Genomic DNA, 12,979 nt, shown 5'->3' with positions numbered 1-12,979 from the left:
GCCCAAATCTTCAAAATTGCGCGTGCAGCCGCAGGCCGAAGATATTGACCGGCCCCCGCACGGAATTATGCGCGGGATTGCCGATGAGCTGATAGTCGAGCGTCAGCTCGACTCCGTCGCGGACGTTGTATTTGTAATAGGTCTCCAGCATTTTCTCGCCGGCGTAGGAGAGCCTGCCGTCGCCGATATAGACGCTGGTTCCGCCGAGGCCGAAATAGCTCACGCGCGGGCCGGCGAGGCCGGAGAACACCATGGCGCCGCCGATCTCGTCCTTGTCGCGGTCCCACAGCGCGCCGGAGGCGGTGAAGCCGGCCGAGAGCGAGCGGTCGATGTCGGTGTAGTCCACCGTCTCGAAACGTCCGTCCGACATGCTGGCGCGCAGGAAGACGCCGACCTCCTTGGAGAGCTGCTGCTGCACATTGAGTCCGCCGCCGACCTTCACATGGCGCTTGCGAATCCATGGATTGTTGACGTCCGGCGGAAAATTGCCGGTGAGGTAGGCGAAGTCGATGGCGTCCTGCACCTTGGCGAGATTGCCATTGTCGGCGAAGGCCAGGAATTTGATCACGCCCGGCTGCTCGAGGAGATCGTAGCGCGCCTCGAATTCGGCGACGCCCATGAACTGGCGGCCGATCTGCGGCTCGATATAGGGGCCGTTGGGAATCTCGGAGAGCTGGAACAAGCCGCCACGCGCCGTCCACCAATCCTGCTTCCACTCCAACGCCGCGCCATAGGTGTAGCCCCAGGAATCGGCGGCGTAGTCGAAGGCGGCGAGCGTGTTGACGCCGAAATTCAAGAAGCCCGTCGTCGGATCATGGGCGTATTTGTTGTCGTCGAAAATATCCGGCACGCTGAACTTGCCGATGGTGAGGATCAGACGATCCTTGTCCACCTTGCCCGACAGCTGGTTCTGCGTCGATTCCAGCACCTCGTTATAGGAGCCGGTCTCGGGGTCCTCGACCTTCTCGCCGCCATCGAGCCCGATGATCTGGCGTAGGAAATAGCGCTGGAAGCGCATATAGGGCGCGGCGCGTCCGACTTTTGCGACGGCGCCGTTCACGTAAGAGGCGGCGCCGACGGAATTGGCGAGGCCGTAGCCCATGTCGACCTCGGGATTGAGATAGACGGCGCCGCCGTCCCAAACGCGCATGCCGAAGAAGAGATTGCTGGTCGAGCCGGCGTCGGCGAGGCCTTTGGGCGGAAAGCTGCGCGAGCCGGAATAGGGCGCCGGGAATTTGGGATAGCCCTGCACGACCGCGGTCGTCTGACCGTGGAAGCTGTAGATCTCCTCGTCCTTCTTGTCGTCCTTCTCTTCTTTCTTTTTCTCGTCCTTCGCCTTTTTTCCGCGCTTGCCTTTCTCGCCGCGCTTTTTCGCCTTGTCGTCGCCGGCTGCGTCCTCGCTCTTGGCCGCGTCGGACGTCTTCTCGTCGTCGCTCTTGGCGTCTGCGCGCGCTTCCTCCTGCGGATCGAAGCGGTAGTTCAGGCCGAGACGCAGCACATGCGCCTCGCTGCGCTGGCGCGCGGCGAATTGGAAGGAAAAGTTATTGTCGTAGACGCGGTTCTGCAATTGCTGATTGACGAAGAGATATTCGAGCCGCGCCGAGAAATGGTCGTCGAGCGCCTGCTCGATCCCGCCGCCGATCGCATATTTCATGCGTGAGGATTTGGAGAGCGGCGCGAAGAACAGGCCGAGCGGCCCCGCCTCATAGAAGACGAGATTGGACGCGCCGCGCCAGCCGCCGGCGGCGATTCCGCCAGTGGCGTAGAACAGCGTGCGGTCGAAGGCGTAGCCGAGGCGCGCGCGAATGCTGGCGAAGTAATCGCCATTCTCGTCCGAGGTCAGCCCATAGGCCGTGATTCCGAGTGGGCGATAGGCGGCGGGCGCCGGGAAAATTCCCGTGGAGGCGCGGCGCAGGCCGAGAAAATTCAAATCGGTCTCGAGGCCATAGACCCAAGGCCCGTGCTGCCAGTCATAGCCGATCTGCGCGCCGAAGCTCGCTCCGGCGCGGTCGCGATTCGGCGCGGCGAGGTCGAAGGCGCTACTCGTAAAGCCGCTGCCGGCCTGCAGCGTTCCGCCGCTCGCAATGGGCAGGCCGCCGCCGGCGTTCACTCCGACATGCAGTCCGGCCCATGTGAAGGCGGGCGGGGCGGACGTAGCGGACGGCTTGTCGGCGGCGGTCGATGGGCTCGCGCATTGGAATGCGAGAGTCAGCGTCGCCAGAGCGGCGAGAATTCGGAAATGCATCGGCTCGTCGTTCGTTCTCTATGCGATTCGCATATTGGCAGAGTTTCATGTCGCACGCGCGAAAGAGAAAAACGTACGAGCGGAGCCTTTACAGTTCAGCGTCATGAAGCTTTGATGACGATGGAAGCGCCTTCTATCGCAGTCCGATCGCGCGCGATGCGAGACGCGCGGAAGGGCTTTCGCGACTCCATCGGAAGAAGCGCGCCCGGCGATGCGGAAAGCCGCGCTGGCGACTCTGCGCATCCTCGTCCTCGGCGCGGCCGGGCGTGTCGGTCTCCTTGTCCCAGAGGCAGACGGGCCGGCGCGTCGCGGCGTCGATCGCCCATGCGGCGCGCGGCCGCGTGCGGCGTCCGGCGAGACGCAGATCGCGCAGCTCCGCAGGCGCGGCGATGGGCGTGACGCCGCTCTGCGCCGAGCGCAGGCGGAGGGTCGCATAGGGGCGGGAAAACATCTTCATCGCTCTCGTCCTTCTGGCCTTTGTGGCGGCCGAAGGCGTGAGCGGCGGGGAGCGCTAGGCTCTGGCGACGCCTCTCACGCGGTCCTTTCGGCCGCGGGCTTCTGTGTGAGGCGCGACGCGCGCAGACGAGTCTGCTGCGGTTGCGCCGAGGCGGCTGTCGCCGAGGCTACTGCCCATGAGTCCTTCGCAAGTGTGAATCGCCGAGCGACTCGAAAATCGCGCCGACGCTCTTGGTTTTGCGGCGCGCCGCATGGCTTGTCAACGACAAACGGATTAGAAGACGGAGCGGGTCGAAAAGGGTTTCGGCGACGCTCGAGCCGTCTGGCTCGCTTCTTGCCATGCTCTGCCGCAAAGGCGCATCGTCCGGCGCGCCGAAACCTCGAGGGAGAGCGAGAACGTGCTTTCGAAGGTGGCGAAATTCGATGAGATGGACGGCGTCGACGGCGTGACCCGTGTTCCTTATGAAAAGCTCGCCAAATGGCTCACCTCGGTGGAGCCCGAGTTTCTCGCCTCCCGCCGGGCGCAGGCGGAGCTGCTGTTTCGGCGCATCGGCATCACCTTCGCGGTCTATGGCTCGCAGGAGGCGACCGAGCGGCTCATTCCCTTCGACATTCTGCCGCGCATCATCGCCCGCGCCGAATGGGCGCAGCTCGAGAAGGGCCTGATTCAACGCGTGAAGGCGCTGAATCTGTTCCTCGCCGATCTCTATGGCCCGGGCGAGATATTGAAAGCGGGCGTGGTGCCGTCCGAGCTCGTCTATCGCAATCCCGCCTTTCGGCCGGAGATGGCGGGGCGCCGCGTGCCGCACGACATCTTCGTGCATATCGCCGGCATAGACATCATCCGCACCGACGATGACGGCTTCTATGTGCTGGAGGACAACGCCCGCACGCCCTCCGGCGTCTCCTACATGCTGGAAAATCGCGAGGTGATGATGCGCCTGCTGCCCGATCTCTTCGGGCTGCATCGCGTCGCGCCGATCGAGAATTATCCCGATCAATTGCTCGCCACTCTGCGCTCGGCCGCGCCGCGCGGGGCGGGGGCCGATCCGGTGAGCGTGCTGCTGACGCCCGGCCAATATAATTCGGCCTTTTACGAGCATTCCTTTCTGGCCGACAAGCTCGGCATAGAGCTGGTCGAAGGACGCGATCTCTTCGTCAAGGACGATGTCGTCTATATGCGCACGACGGAGGGGCCGCGCCGCGTCGATGTGATCTACCGGCGCCTGGACGACGATTTCCTGGACCCTCTGGCCTTCCGCCCCGATTCCGCTCTTGGCGTTGCTGGTCTGATGGGCGCCTATCATGCAGGCAATGTGACGCTCGCCAATGCAGTCGGAACGGGCGTGGCCGATGACAAGGCCATCTACACCTATATGCCGGAGGTGATCCGCTTCTATCTGGGCGAGGAGCCGCTGCTGAAGAATGTTCCCACCTGGCGCTGCCGCGAGAAGGAGGCTCTTGCCTATGTGCTCGACCATTTGGGCGAGCTGGTGGTGAAGGAGGTCAATGGCTCCGGCGGCTATGGCATGCTGGTCGGCCCGCACGCGACGAAGGCGCAGATCGCGGAATTCGCCGCCAAGCTCGCCGACAATCCCACCAATTTCATCGCCCAGCCGACGCTCGCCCTCTCCACCTGCCCGGTGTCGGTGGCGAGCGGCGTCGCGCCCCGCCATGTCGATCTCAGACCCTTCGTGCTCTATGGTTCCAATGGCGCGAGCGTGGTGCCGGGCGGCTTGACGCGCGTCGCCATGACGGAGAATTCTCTCGTCGTGAACTCCAGCCAAGGCGGCGGAACCAAGGACACATGGATCATCGACGATGCGCCGCTCGCGCGCGCATGACGAATTCACAGTAAGAACAGCGCGCCGAAACGACGGGATCTCATGCTCTCACGCACCGCCGACAACCTCTTCTGGCTGGCCCGATACATGGAACGCGCGGATTTCCTCGCGCGCATATTGCAGGCGTCCCGGCGCCTCGCCACGCTTCCCCGCGCCTATGGCGGCGTGGAGACGGAATGGGAGAGCGCGCTGCTCTCCTCCGGCGCCGCGCCCGCCTTTCACGCGGCGGGGCTGACGGTCGACGAGGCCAATGTCACGCAATTTCTGGCTTTCTCGCCGGATAATCCGAGCTCGATCCGCAATTGCATCGAGCTCGCCCGCGTCAACGCCCGCGCCGTGCGCACCGCGCTCACTGTCGAGATGTGGGAGGCGATCAACGGCGCCTTCCTCGAGCTCAAGGCCTTCGAGCAGGCGAGCCGCTCCGCCGAGGAGGTGACGCGCTTTCTCGATTTCGTGAAGCAGGTCTCCGCCGCTTACGATGGCGGCGCGCATCGGACCATGCTGCGCAACGACGCCTATTGGTTCTCGCGCGTCGGCCTCTATCTCGAGCGCGCCGACAACACCGCGCGCCTGCTCGATGTGAAATATCATGTGCTGCTGCCGGAGACGGAGGCGGTCGGCGGCTCGCTCGACTATTTCCAATGGACGGCAATCCTGCGCGCCGTTTCCGCGCACACCGCCTATCATTGGGTCTATCGCGACAGTCTGAAGCCCTGGCTCGTCGCCGATCTCCTGATCCTGCGGCCGGAGATGCCGCGCTCGCTCATCGCCTGCTATGAGAGCGTGGTGCAAAATCTCGACCGCCTCGGCAAATCGCATGGCAAGCAAGGCCCGGCGCAGCGCCACGCTCGCACCGTCTTCGGCCAGCTCGAGCATGCGACCATCGAGAATGTGTTCCACAATGGCCTGCATGATTTCATTCAGAGCTTCATCGCCGATAATCAACGGCTGGGGGCTCTGGTGTCGGAGCAGTATCTTTTCTAGAATGAGACGTGTCGGAGCCGGCGTTTCCGGCTCCCTTTGCGGTGTAAGATGCACATAAGAGTCAGGCGCGAGACGATCTATCGTTACGCGGAGCCGGCCAAGGCGGCGATTCAGAAGCTGGCGCTCACCCCTCGCAATTACGACGGGCAGCATGTTCTCGACTGGCGCATCGACGTCGATCGCGATTGCCGCCTGCGCGCCTGCGAGGACGCTTTCGGCAATGTCGTGCACAGCATTTATGTCGAGGGGCCGCTCGAGGCGCTGACCACCGTGGTCGAAGGCGCGGTCGAGACCTTCGACACCGCGGGCGTCGCGCGCGGCGCGATCGAGCGTTTTCCGCCGGAGCTCTATCTGCGCGAGACGCCGCTGACCGAGGCGGATCACGCGATCTGCGATTTCGCGCTGGCGGCGACGGCGCGCGAGAAGGAGACGCTGGCCAAGCTCCATGCGCTGGTCGGCGCGCAGCACGAAGCCTTCGTCGTGGCGGAGGGGCCGACCAGCGGCGCCGTCGCGGCTTCCGACATCTTCGCGCGTCGCCGCGGCTCGGCGCAGGATGCGGCGCATGTCTTCATCGCCAGCGCGCGCAGCCTCGAGATTCCCGCGCGCTATGTCTCCGGCTACGCGCTACGCGCCGACGCCGGCGCGGCCGTCCATGCTTGGGCGGAGGCGCATGTGGCGGGGCTCGGCTGGGTGGGCTTCGACCCGACGCGCGGCGCCTCGCCGGACGAGAGCTATGTGCGCGTGGCCGTGGCGCTGGATCATCTGGGCGCCGCGCCGATTCGCGCCGCCCATTCCGGCGGCGGCGACGAGACGGCGGAAGTGCGCGTCAGCGTCGCCCGCGCGCAGGGCCAGTCACAGAGCCAGTCCTGAGCCGGCGACGGGCCGGCGACGCCTTCGGTCATTTTCGGGTTGACAGCGGGCGAGCAAATTCCCCATATGCGCCCTGCTTCACCGGCCCTTCACAGGGCCGTCGCTCGCGGGACCTATCCTCTAGGGTCCGTCGAGAAGCTGGGGGAATGTCCCGAGCGGCAAAGGGGGCGGACTGTAAATCCGCTGGCTATGCCTTCGTAGGTTCGAGTCCTACTTCCCCCACCATTCTCCCTCTCGCCGCGGCGCAGAGCTCACGCAGCGCTCATTGCCTTCGTCCAGATCTCGCCGTCGCCCTCCAGCATGCGCCGCAGCTCCGCCGCCGGGGTCGGGCGGCTGAATAGAAAGCCCTGCATCTGCGTGCAGCCTTCCGCGCGCAGCCGCGCCAATTGCTCATGCGTCTCCACGCCCTCGGCCACGGTGGCGACGCCGAGACATTGCCCGATTCCGGCGACGGCGCGCACGATCGCCCCGCATTCCTGATTCTCCGGCAGCTCCTTCACGAAGGAGCGGTCGATCTTGATCTTGTCGAAGGGGAAGGAGCGCAGATAGCTGAGGCTGGAATAGCCGGTGCCGAAATCATCCATCGATATGCACACGCCGAGGCCGCGCAGCTGATGCAGCACGGCGAGATTGGCGTGGTTTTCGGCGAGCAGCACCGATTCGGTGATCTCCAGCTCGAGCCGCTGCGGCGCGAGGCCGCTCGCCGCCAGCGCCGATAGAACCGACTGCACCAGCGAGCGCGAGCGAAATTGCGCGGGCGAGAGATTGACGCAGACGCCGATCGGCTCCGGCCAGCTCGCCGCCTCGCGACAGGCCTCGCGCAGCACCCATTCGCCGATCGGCGTGATGAGCCCGGTTTCCTCGGCGAGCGGGATGAACTCATTGGGTGAAATCGAGCCGCGCATGGGGTGGAACCAGCGCAGCAGCGCCTCCGAGGCGACGATTCGATTGGTCACAATGTCGATGAGCGGCTGATAGTAGATTTCGAACTCGCCGGCGGCGAGCGCATGGCGCAGATCGGCCTCCATCGTGCGCCGCACGAGAATGGAGGCCGCCATCTCCGGCTCGAAGAACCGATGCAGCCCGCGCCCGTCCGCCTTGGCGCGGTAGAGCGCTATGTCGGCGTTCTTGAGCAGCGTGTCGGCGTCGCCGCTGTCGATCGGCGCGACCGAGACGCCGACGCTGGCGCCCACCGTCACCACATGGCCGTCCACCTCATAAGGGAGGCTCGCCGCGCTCACGATGCGCTCGGCGAGCCGGTCCGCCTCGCTCGCTCCGGCGCCCGATTGCACAATGGCGAATTCGTCGCCGCCGACGCGCGCCACCATATCTCCCGGCGCCAGAGTCTCGCGCAGACGCTCGGCGACGGCGATCAGCAGCCGATCGCCGACCGGATGGCCGAAGGCGTCGTTCACATCCTTGAAGCCGTCGAGATCGAGATAGAGCACGCAGAGGCTCGCCGCGCCATTGTCGAGCCGCTGCAGCTCCTCGGTCAGCCGCGCGCGGAAGAGCGCGCGATTGGCGAGGCCGGTGAGCGGATCATGATGCGCGAGATGGGCGATGCGCGCGGCCTGCTCGCGCTGCTCGGTGACGTCGACGATGGCGAGCAATATCGCGGGACGATCGTCGAAGGCGATCTCGCGCGCGTAATTCTGCACCTTTATCTCGCGCCCCTCGGCTGTGCGATTGATCCATATGCGGTCCGAGGGACGGCGATTGGCCGGGTTCTCATGGGCGATCTGCACCGCCGGCCATTCCTCCTCCGCATAGAGGTCGAGCAAGGTGGCGCGAAGGAAGCGCTCGCGGGCGTAGCCATAATGGGCGACCGCCGCGTCATTGACGGCCATGATGCGCAGGCTCTGCGGATCATGCACCCACATGGGCATGGGATTGCTCTCGAACAGCAGGCGGAAGGAGGCCTCGCGCGCCTTCAGCGCCGTGACGTCGGTGAGCGTCACGCCGACGAGATCGCCCATGGGCGCGGCGGAGAGCCGCAAATGCTGCGCGCCGCCCTCGGCCGAGCGATGCGAGACCTCGAATGTGTCGGGCCGCGCCGATCGGAAAATGGCGGCGAAGCGCTCGAAGGTCCCGTCGGTCATCCAGGCCGGGACGATCTCGCTGATGCGTCGCCATTGCAGATCGCGCTCTGGGCCGCCGAAGAGCCGGCTGGCGCTGGCGTTGAGGCTCACAATGACGAAATCGACGATGTCGCGGCCGGAGTGGACGGCGGCGAGCGTCGTCAGCCCGCCGTCGGTGGCGCGATAGATGGCGTCGACGAGATCATGCTTGGAGGTCCGCTCGCGCGCGAAGACGAGAAATAGCGTCGCGCCCCAATGGCTCGACATCGGGAAGGCGACGATCTCGCACGCCTGCACCAGCCCGCCGCGAATGCTGCGCGCGATGGCCGCGGCCGGCGTTCCGCTCGCCTCGGCCGCTTCGAGCGCCTCGCCGATGGCGTCGCGGTAATTGCGCTCCAGCGCATCGAGCCGTAGGCCGCGCAGCGACGCGCCCAGCCAGGCCTCGAAGGCGCCGCCGCCATAGGAGAAGGCGAAGCCGCCATCCGCGCCGCGCGCCGCCAGCGCCAGATCGTCGGCGAGCCGGCCGAGGCTGCCCAGGGCGATCTGCTCATAAGGCGGCAGGCCGCCGTCCGGCGCCTCGACCTGCCATTTGAAGCACAGCGCTTCGACGTCGCGAAATTCGGTGACGACTCCATATCGGGAGGCGGTCTCATGCATGGCTCGGCTCGGATTCGGGGGCTTCCGGCGCGAGAAATTGACCGGAAGCTTTGAAAAAACAGTAAAAATTTCAATAGCTTATCATGAGATCGTGTCATCTGCTCGTCACATGGAGTCCCAAATCGCTGATAGCGAAGGAGAAACTCGGGCGCCGCGGGAATTCGCGCGGGATTTCGTCTTCGCCGATTTTCATAACTGCCGATCCGGCATAGGCTATATAGGCGCATTCGCCCGCGGCGGACGCAGAGCTAACGATCGAACGGACTTCCATGGCATCCAATCGCAAACCAGCCTCGCCGAAGGAGGCTCCGCAAGAGCCGTTCAAGCGCGCCGTCGCCGGCGCGATGCGCGCCATGGCCAAGCGTTCGGAGCTGGAAGTCTCCTTCTCGCCGGAGCGCGCCATGCTGCTCGGCGCCGACGACAAGGCCAAGGCGCGCCTGCCGGAGCCGCCGCGCAAGCTCACCGCCCATGACGCCGCCATCGTGCGCGGCCACGCCGATTCCATCGCTCTGCGTCTCGCCTGCCATGATGAGGCGGTGCATCGCCGCGTGCAACCGCAATCGCCCGACGCCCGCGCCGCCTTCGACGCGCTGGAGCAGGCGCGCGTCGAATCGATCGGCTCGCGCCGCATGGACGGCGTCGCCGCCAATATCGGCGCCATGCTCGACGATCGCTATCAGCGCGCCCGCTTCTCGGAGATCGAGACGCGCGAGGACGCGCCGCTCGAGGATGCGCTGGCGCTCATCGCGCGCGAGCGTCTGACCGGCATCGCGCCGCCGCCGCATGGCCGCAAGGCGGTCGATCTCTGGCGCCCGTGGATCGAGGAGCGCGCCGGCGCCGATCTCGACAAGCTCGTCTCGGCGCTCGAGAATCAGCGCGGCTTCGCGCAGCTCGCGCATCGCCTGCTCGCGTCCCTCGAGCTCGAGGGCGAGAGCGCGGGCGGCGAGGAGGACGCCGAGGAGCCGAGCGAGGACCAGCCGCAAAATCCCGATGAGGCCGAGGGCGAGGAGACCGAGGAGGACAAGCAGTCCGGCTCCTCCGAGATGGACACCGCCACCGCCTCCGAGGAGGCGCTGGAGAAGGGCGAGAGCGAAGCCGCAGAGATTCTCGACAGCGAGATGCTGGAGGAGATCGACTCAGGCGATGTGGACGAGGCGATGGAGACGCGGCGGCCGCCGACCTCCTCGTCCGATCGCTCCGGCGGCGAATACAGGGCCTACACCACGCGCTTCGACGAGACAGTGAAGGCGGAGGATCTCTGCGACGCCGAGGAGCTCGATCGCCTGCGCTCCTATCTCGACAAGCAGCTCCTGCATCTCTCCTCCGTCGTCGGCCGGCTCGCCAATCGCCTGCAGCGGCGGCTGATGGCGCAGCAGAACCGCGCCTGGGAGTTCGATCTCGAGGAGGGCATGCTCGATCCCGCGCGCCTGCCGCGCGTCGTCATCGATCCGCAGCAGCCGCTCTCCTTCAAGCGCGAGAAGGACACGAATTTCCGCGACACGGTGGTCACGCTGCTGCTCGACAATTCGGGCTCCATGCGCGGCCGGCCGATCACCGTGGCGTCGACCTGCGCTGATATTCTCGCCCGCACGCTGGAGCGCTGCGGCGTGAAGGTGGAGATTTTGGGCTTCACCACCAAGGCCTGGAAGGGCGGCCAATCGCGCGAGAGCTGGATCGCCGACGGCAAGCCGCCGAACCCAGGCCGGCTCAACGACATTCGCCACATCATCTACAAGGCGGCCGATGCGCCCTGGCGGCGCGCGCGCCGCAATCTGGGCCTGATGATGCGCGAGGGCCTCCTGAAGGAGAACATCGACGGGGAGGCGCTCGACTGGGCGCATCGCCGCCTGCTGGCGCGGCAGGAGCAGCGCCGCATTCTGATGATGATCTCCGACGGCGCCCCGGTCGACGATTCCACTTTGTCGGTCAATCCGGGCAATTATCTCGAGCGCCATTTGCGGCATGTCATTCAGGAGATCGAGACCAAATCGCCCGTCGAGCTGATCGCCATCGGCATCGGCCATGACGTGACGCGCTATTACCGCCGCGCCGTGACCATTGTGGATGCGGAGGAGTTGGGCGGCGCGATGACCGAGAAGCTCGCCGAGCTGTTCAGCGAGAACGCCGCGCCCGCTCCTTCGCGCGCTCCGCAACGCGCGGCGCCGCCGCGGCCGCGCGTCCTCGCCGCGGCGCCGTGAGGGGTTGCGTAGCGCACCCTCCCTCACCCTCCCCCGCTGCGCGGGAGAGGGAAGGCGGCGACGTTGCGCGAAATGTCGATGAAGCGCGAAATCTGCTCCCTCTCCCGCGTAGCGGGGGAGGGCTGGGGAGGGGGCCGTTCGCGCCGCGAATCGCCTCTCGTATTTCACCGAATGGTGAATGAGTTTAAGTCGAGTTAATTTCGCAACCAGCGCTCAACCGCGCCGAAAACGAGTCGGCGGGGGAACCTTCAGGGCGGCTGTTGCATTAATATTTCGGCGCGACCGTCTGGTGCGCGTGCAGTGACGATCGGATGTCCGAGCGATCGGCCGTCCGAGAGTGACGAGGGAGTTGCGTATGATTTCCTTTGGCAAAGTTCGAAATGCGGGATTGCCCGCGGCGTCTCACGAGCCGCTCGACGTCCAGAGGGTTCTCTGCGTCGCCGCGATCTTCTCGCTGGCCACCCTTCCCCTGCTGCTCAGCGTAGCTTTGTCGATCTGGGGCTGACCCGCCGCCCGGAGCGATTGCCGGCGCGCGGCTGGGGGCTCGCGTCGGCAAGGGCGGCTGCAACAGGAAAGACCCCGCGCTCTTGTCCAGGGCGCGGGGTCTAATTGTCTTCGCTTTCGGATGAGAGCGAGCCCTTGAGGCTCGCGGTCCGAAACGGCCCCTGGACCGCGAGCCTTCAGGCTCGCATCCGAGGCCGTCGAGATCAGGCGGTCGCGGGGGCGGCGGCCAGCTTCTTGACGATCTCGCGCTTCAGCGCGCGGGCGTCGTCGGAGAGCTCCGTGTCGCGCGCCTTGACGAGGAAGCCGTCCAGGCCGCCGCGATGCTCGACCGAGCGCAGAGCCGCCGCCGAGACGCGAAGGCGGACGGAGCGCGCCAGCGCGTCCGAGGCCAGCGTCACATTGACCAGATTGGGCAGAAAGCGGGTGCGCGTCTTGCGGTTGGAGTGGCTGACGAGATTGCCCGTCTGCACGCCTTTGCCGGTCAGTTCGCAACGGCGGGACATTGTCTTTTCCTTTCGATCGGCGCAGAGCGCGGGAGGCCGCGCCATTCGATGGCCGTATGACATGAAAATCGCGCAAAGGCCCCGCGCCCCGGGGGGCGAGCCCTTGGTTGGGCGGTCTTATAGAGGCAGGGGCGGCGAAAGGTCAACAGGGGATGTCGCCTTCATGGCGATCCTGTGAAGCTTCGGCGAACCCGCCGTCAATGCAGCGAGCGCGTCGGCGGCGCCTGCGGGGTCGGCGGCGGCTCGCTCTGGACCATCAGCGGGCTCGCCTGATGATGCACCAGCCGCCATGCGCCGTCGACGAGCCGGAAGCTGTTGGTGGCGACGAGCGCCGCCTGGCCGACCATCTCTATGCAGACGATGCGTCCCTCGGAGCCGCTGAGCAGCGCGCGCTCGCTGCGGCGCAGAACCGGGTCCTGCATGGGATTGCGCAAAATCTCGCGAAAGGAGGCCAGCACCTGCTCGCGCCCGAAGATCGGCGGCCAGCCGGGATGGATGCAGCAGATTTCCTCGTCGCCCCAGATCGCCGCCATCCCGTCCAGGTCCGCGGCGACGAAGGCTCGATAATAAGCGGCGTTGGCCGCGAGCAGAGACGCCTCGTCCGACATGGGCGCGAAGAATGCGCCCAGCTCGAGCCGAT

General features: G+C 66.0%; 11 protein-coding genes and 1 tRNA gene. 6 read left to right on the top strand and 6 right to left on the bottom strand.

The window, feature by feature from the left end; translation table 11 throughout:
* Window positions 1-10: 10 nt before the first annotated feature.
* Window positions 11-2,245: a carbohydrate porin gene (locus tag ACT53T_RS20520; RefSeq protein ID WP_476162632.1), complete on the bottom strand. Its 2,235-nt coding sequence runs from the start codon at window positions 2,243-2,245 to the stop codon at window positions 11-13.
* Window positions 2,246-2,378: 133 nt separating this feature from the next.
* Window positions 2,379-2,702: a hypothetical protein gene (locus ACT53T_RS20515; RefSeq protein ID WP_476162631.1), complete on the bottom strand. Its 324-nt coding sequence runs from the start codon at window positions 2,700-2,702 to the stop codon at window positions 2,379-2,381.
* A gap of 427 nt (window positions 2,703-3,129) precedes the next feature.
* Here ACT53T_RS20515 and ACT53T_RS20510 point away from each other — a divergent pair, with 427 nt between their 5' ends.
* From ACT53T_RS20510 to ACT53T_RS20495, 4 genes are all read left to right on the top strand, one after another.
* Window positions 3,130-4,545, top strand: a complete 1,416-nt coding sequence (locus ACT53T_RS20510; RefSeq protein WP_400770321.1) for a circularly permuted type 2 ATP-grasp protein — start codon at window positions 3,130-3,132, stop codon at window positions 4,543-4,545.
* 42 nt (window positions 4,546-4,587) lie between these two features.
* Window positions 4,588-5,529, top strand: a complete 942-nt coding sequence (locus ACT53T_RS20505; protein WP_026600037.1) for an alpha-E domain-containing protein — start codon at window positions 4,588-4,590, stop codon at window positions 5,527-5,529.
* A gap of 48 nt (window positions 5,530-5,577) precedes the next feature.
* Entirely contained in the window at window positions 5,578-6,399 is an 822-nt protein-coding gene (locus tag ACT53T_RS20500; RefSeq protein ID WP_476162630.1) for a transglutaminase family protein, read from the top strand.
* Between the two features lie 140 nt (window positions 6,400-6,539).
* Window positions 6,540-6,624 (top strand) — tRNA-Tyr (locus ACT53T_RS20495).
* A gap of 26 nt (window positions 6,625-6,650) precedes the next feature.
* On the opposite strand, the gene ACT53T_RS20490 is transcribed toward ACT53T_RS20495, so the two are convergent.
* Both ACT53T_RS20490 and ACT53T_RS20485 read right to left on the bottom strand, forming a co-directional pair.
* Window positions 6,651-9,134: a putative bifunctional diguanylate cyclase/phosphodiesterase gene (locus tag ACT53T_RS20490; protein WP_476162629.1), complete on the bottom strand. Its 2,484-nt coding sequence runs from the start codon at window positions 9,132-9,134 to the stop codon at window positions 6,651-6,653.
* Between the two features lie 94 nt (window positions 9,135-9,228).
* On the bottom strand, window positions 9,229-9,489 hold the full coding sequence (locus tag ACT53T_RS20485) for a hypothetical protein (RefSeq protein ID WP_476162835.1): 261 nt from the start codon (window positions 9,487-9,489) through the stop codon (window positions 9,229-9,231).
* Here ACT53T_RS20485 and cobT point away from each other — a divergent pair.
* On the top strand, window positions 9,404-11,332 hold the full coding sequence (gene cobT / locus ACT53T_RS20480) for a cobaltochelatase subunit CobT (protein ID WP_476162628.1): 1,929 nt from the start codon (window positions 9,404-9,406) through the stop codon (window positions 11,330-11,332). The two genes, ACT53T_RS20485 and cobT, sit on opposite strands and share 86 nt — an antisense overlap.
* A 355-nt stretch (window positions 11,333-11,687) precedes the next feature.
* Window positions 11,688-11,837, top strand: a complete 150-nt coding sequence (locus tag ACT53T_RS20475; RefSeq protein ID WP_198033177.1) for a hypothetical protein — start codon at window positions 11,688-11,690, stop codon at window positions 11,835-11,837.
* Window positions 11,838-12,039: 202 nt separating this feature from the next.
* Here ACT53T_RS20475 and rpmB read toward each other — a convergent pair whose 3' ends face one another.
* Window positions 12,040-12,339, bottom strand: coding sequence for a 50S ribosomal protein L28 (gene rpmB / locus ACT53T_RS20470; RefSeq protein WP_026191519.1), 300 nt, complete (start codon window positions 12,337-12,339; stop codon window positions 12,040-12,042).
* A gap of 197 nt (window positions 12,340-12,536) precedes the next feature.
* Window positions 12,537-12,947 carry a nuclear transport factor 2 family protein gene (locus tag ACT53T_RS20465; RefSeq protein ID WP_036294207.1) on the bottom strand — a complete coding sequence of 137 codons (411 nt, stop codon included), beginning with the start codon at window positions 12,945-12,947 and terminating at the stop codon, window positions 12,537-12,539.
* Window positions 12,948-12,979 lie beyond the last annotated feature (32 nt).

This window comes from Methylosinus sp. DMC45, from assembly GCF_056313885.1.
Note: the sequence above shows the minus strand (reverse complement) of the source record. Positions and strands in the feature narration are given on the sequence as shown.

What these genes read in the sequence shown, in the direction of transcription:
- cobT (WP_476162628.1), top strand. Translation starts at nt 9,404, where the DNA reads ATGGCATCCAATCGCAAACCAGCCTCGCCGAAGGAGGCTCCGCAAGAG.
- ACT53T_RS20505 (WP_026600037.1), top strand. Translation starts at nt 4,588, where the DNA reads ATGCTCTCACGCACCGCCGACAACCTCTTCTGGCTGGCCCGATACATG.
- ACT53T_RS20475 (WP_198033177.1), top strand. Translation starts at nt 11,688, where the DNA reads ATGATTTCCTTTGGCAAAGTTCGAAATGCGGGATTGCCCGCGGCGTCT.
- ACT53T_RS20510 (WP_400770321.1), top strand. Translation starts at nt 3,130, where the DNA reads ATGGACGGCGTCGACGGCGTGACCCGTGTTCCTTATGAAAAGCTCGCC.
- ACT53T_RS20485 (WP_476162835.1), bottom strand. Translation starts at nt 9,489, where the DNA reads ATGGCGCGCATCGCGCCGGCGACGGCGCGCTTGAACGGCTCTTGCGGA.
- ACT53T_RS20515 (WP_476162631.1), bottom strand. Translation starts at nt 2,702, where the DNA reads ATGAAGATGTTTTCCCGCCCCTATGCGACCCTCCGCCTGCGCTCGGCG.
- rpmB (WP_026191519.1), bottom strand. Translation starts at nt 12,339, where the DNA reads ATGTCCCGCCGTTGCGAACTGACCGGCAAAGGCGTGCAGACGGGCAAT.
- ACT53T_RS20520 (WP_476162632.1), bottom strand. Translation starts at nt 2,245, where the DNA reads ATGCATTTCCGAATTCTCGCCGCTCTGGCGACGCTGACTCTCGCATTC.
- ACT53T_RS20500 (WP_476162630.1), top strand. Translation starts at nt 5,578, where the DNA reads ATGCACATAAGAGTCAGGCGCGAGACGATCTATCGTTACGCGGAGCCG.
- ACT53T_RS20465 (WP_036294207.1), bottom strand. Translation starts at nt 12,947, where the DNA reads ATGTCGGACGAGGCGTCTCTGCTCGCGGCCAACGCCGCTTATTATCGA.
- ACT53T_RS20490 (WP_476162629.1), bottom strand. Translation starts at nt 9,134, where the DNA reads ATGCATGAGACCGCCTCCCGATATGGAGTCGTCACCGAATTTCGCGAC.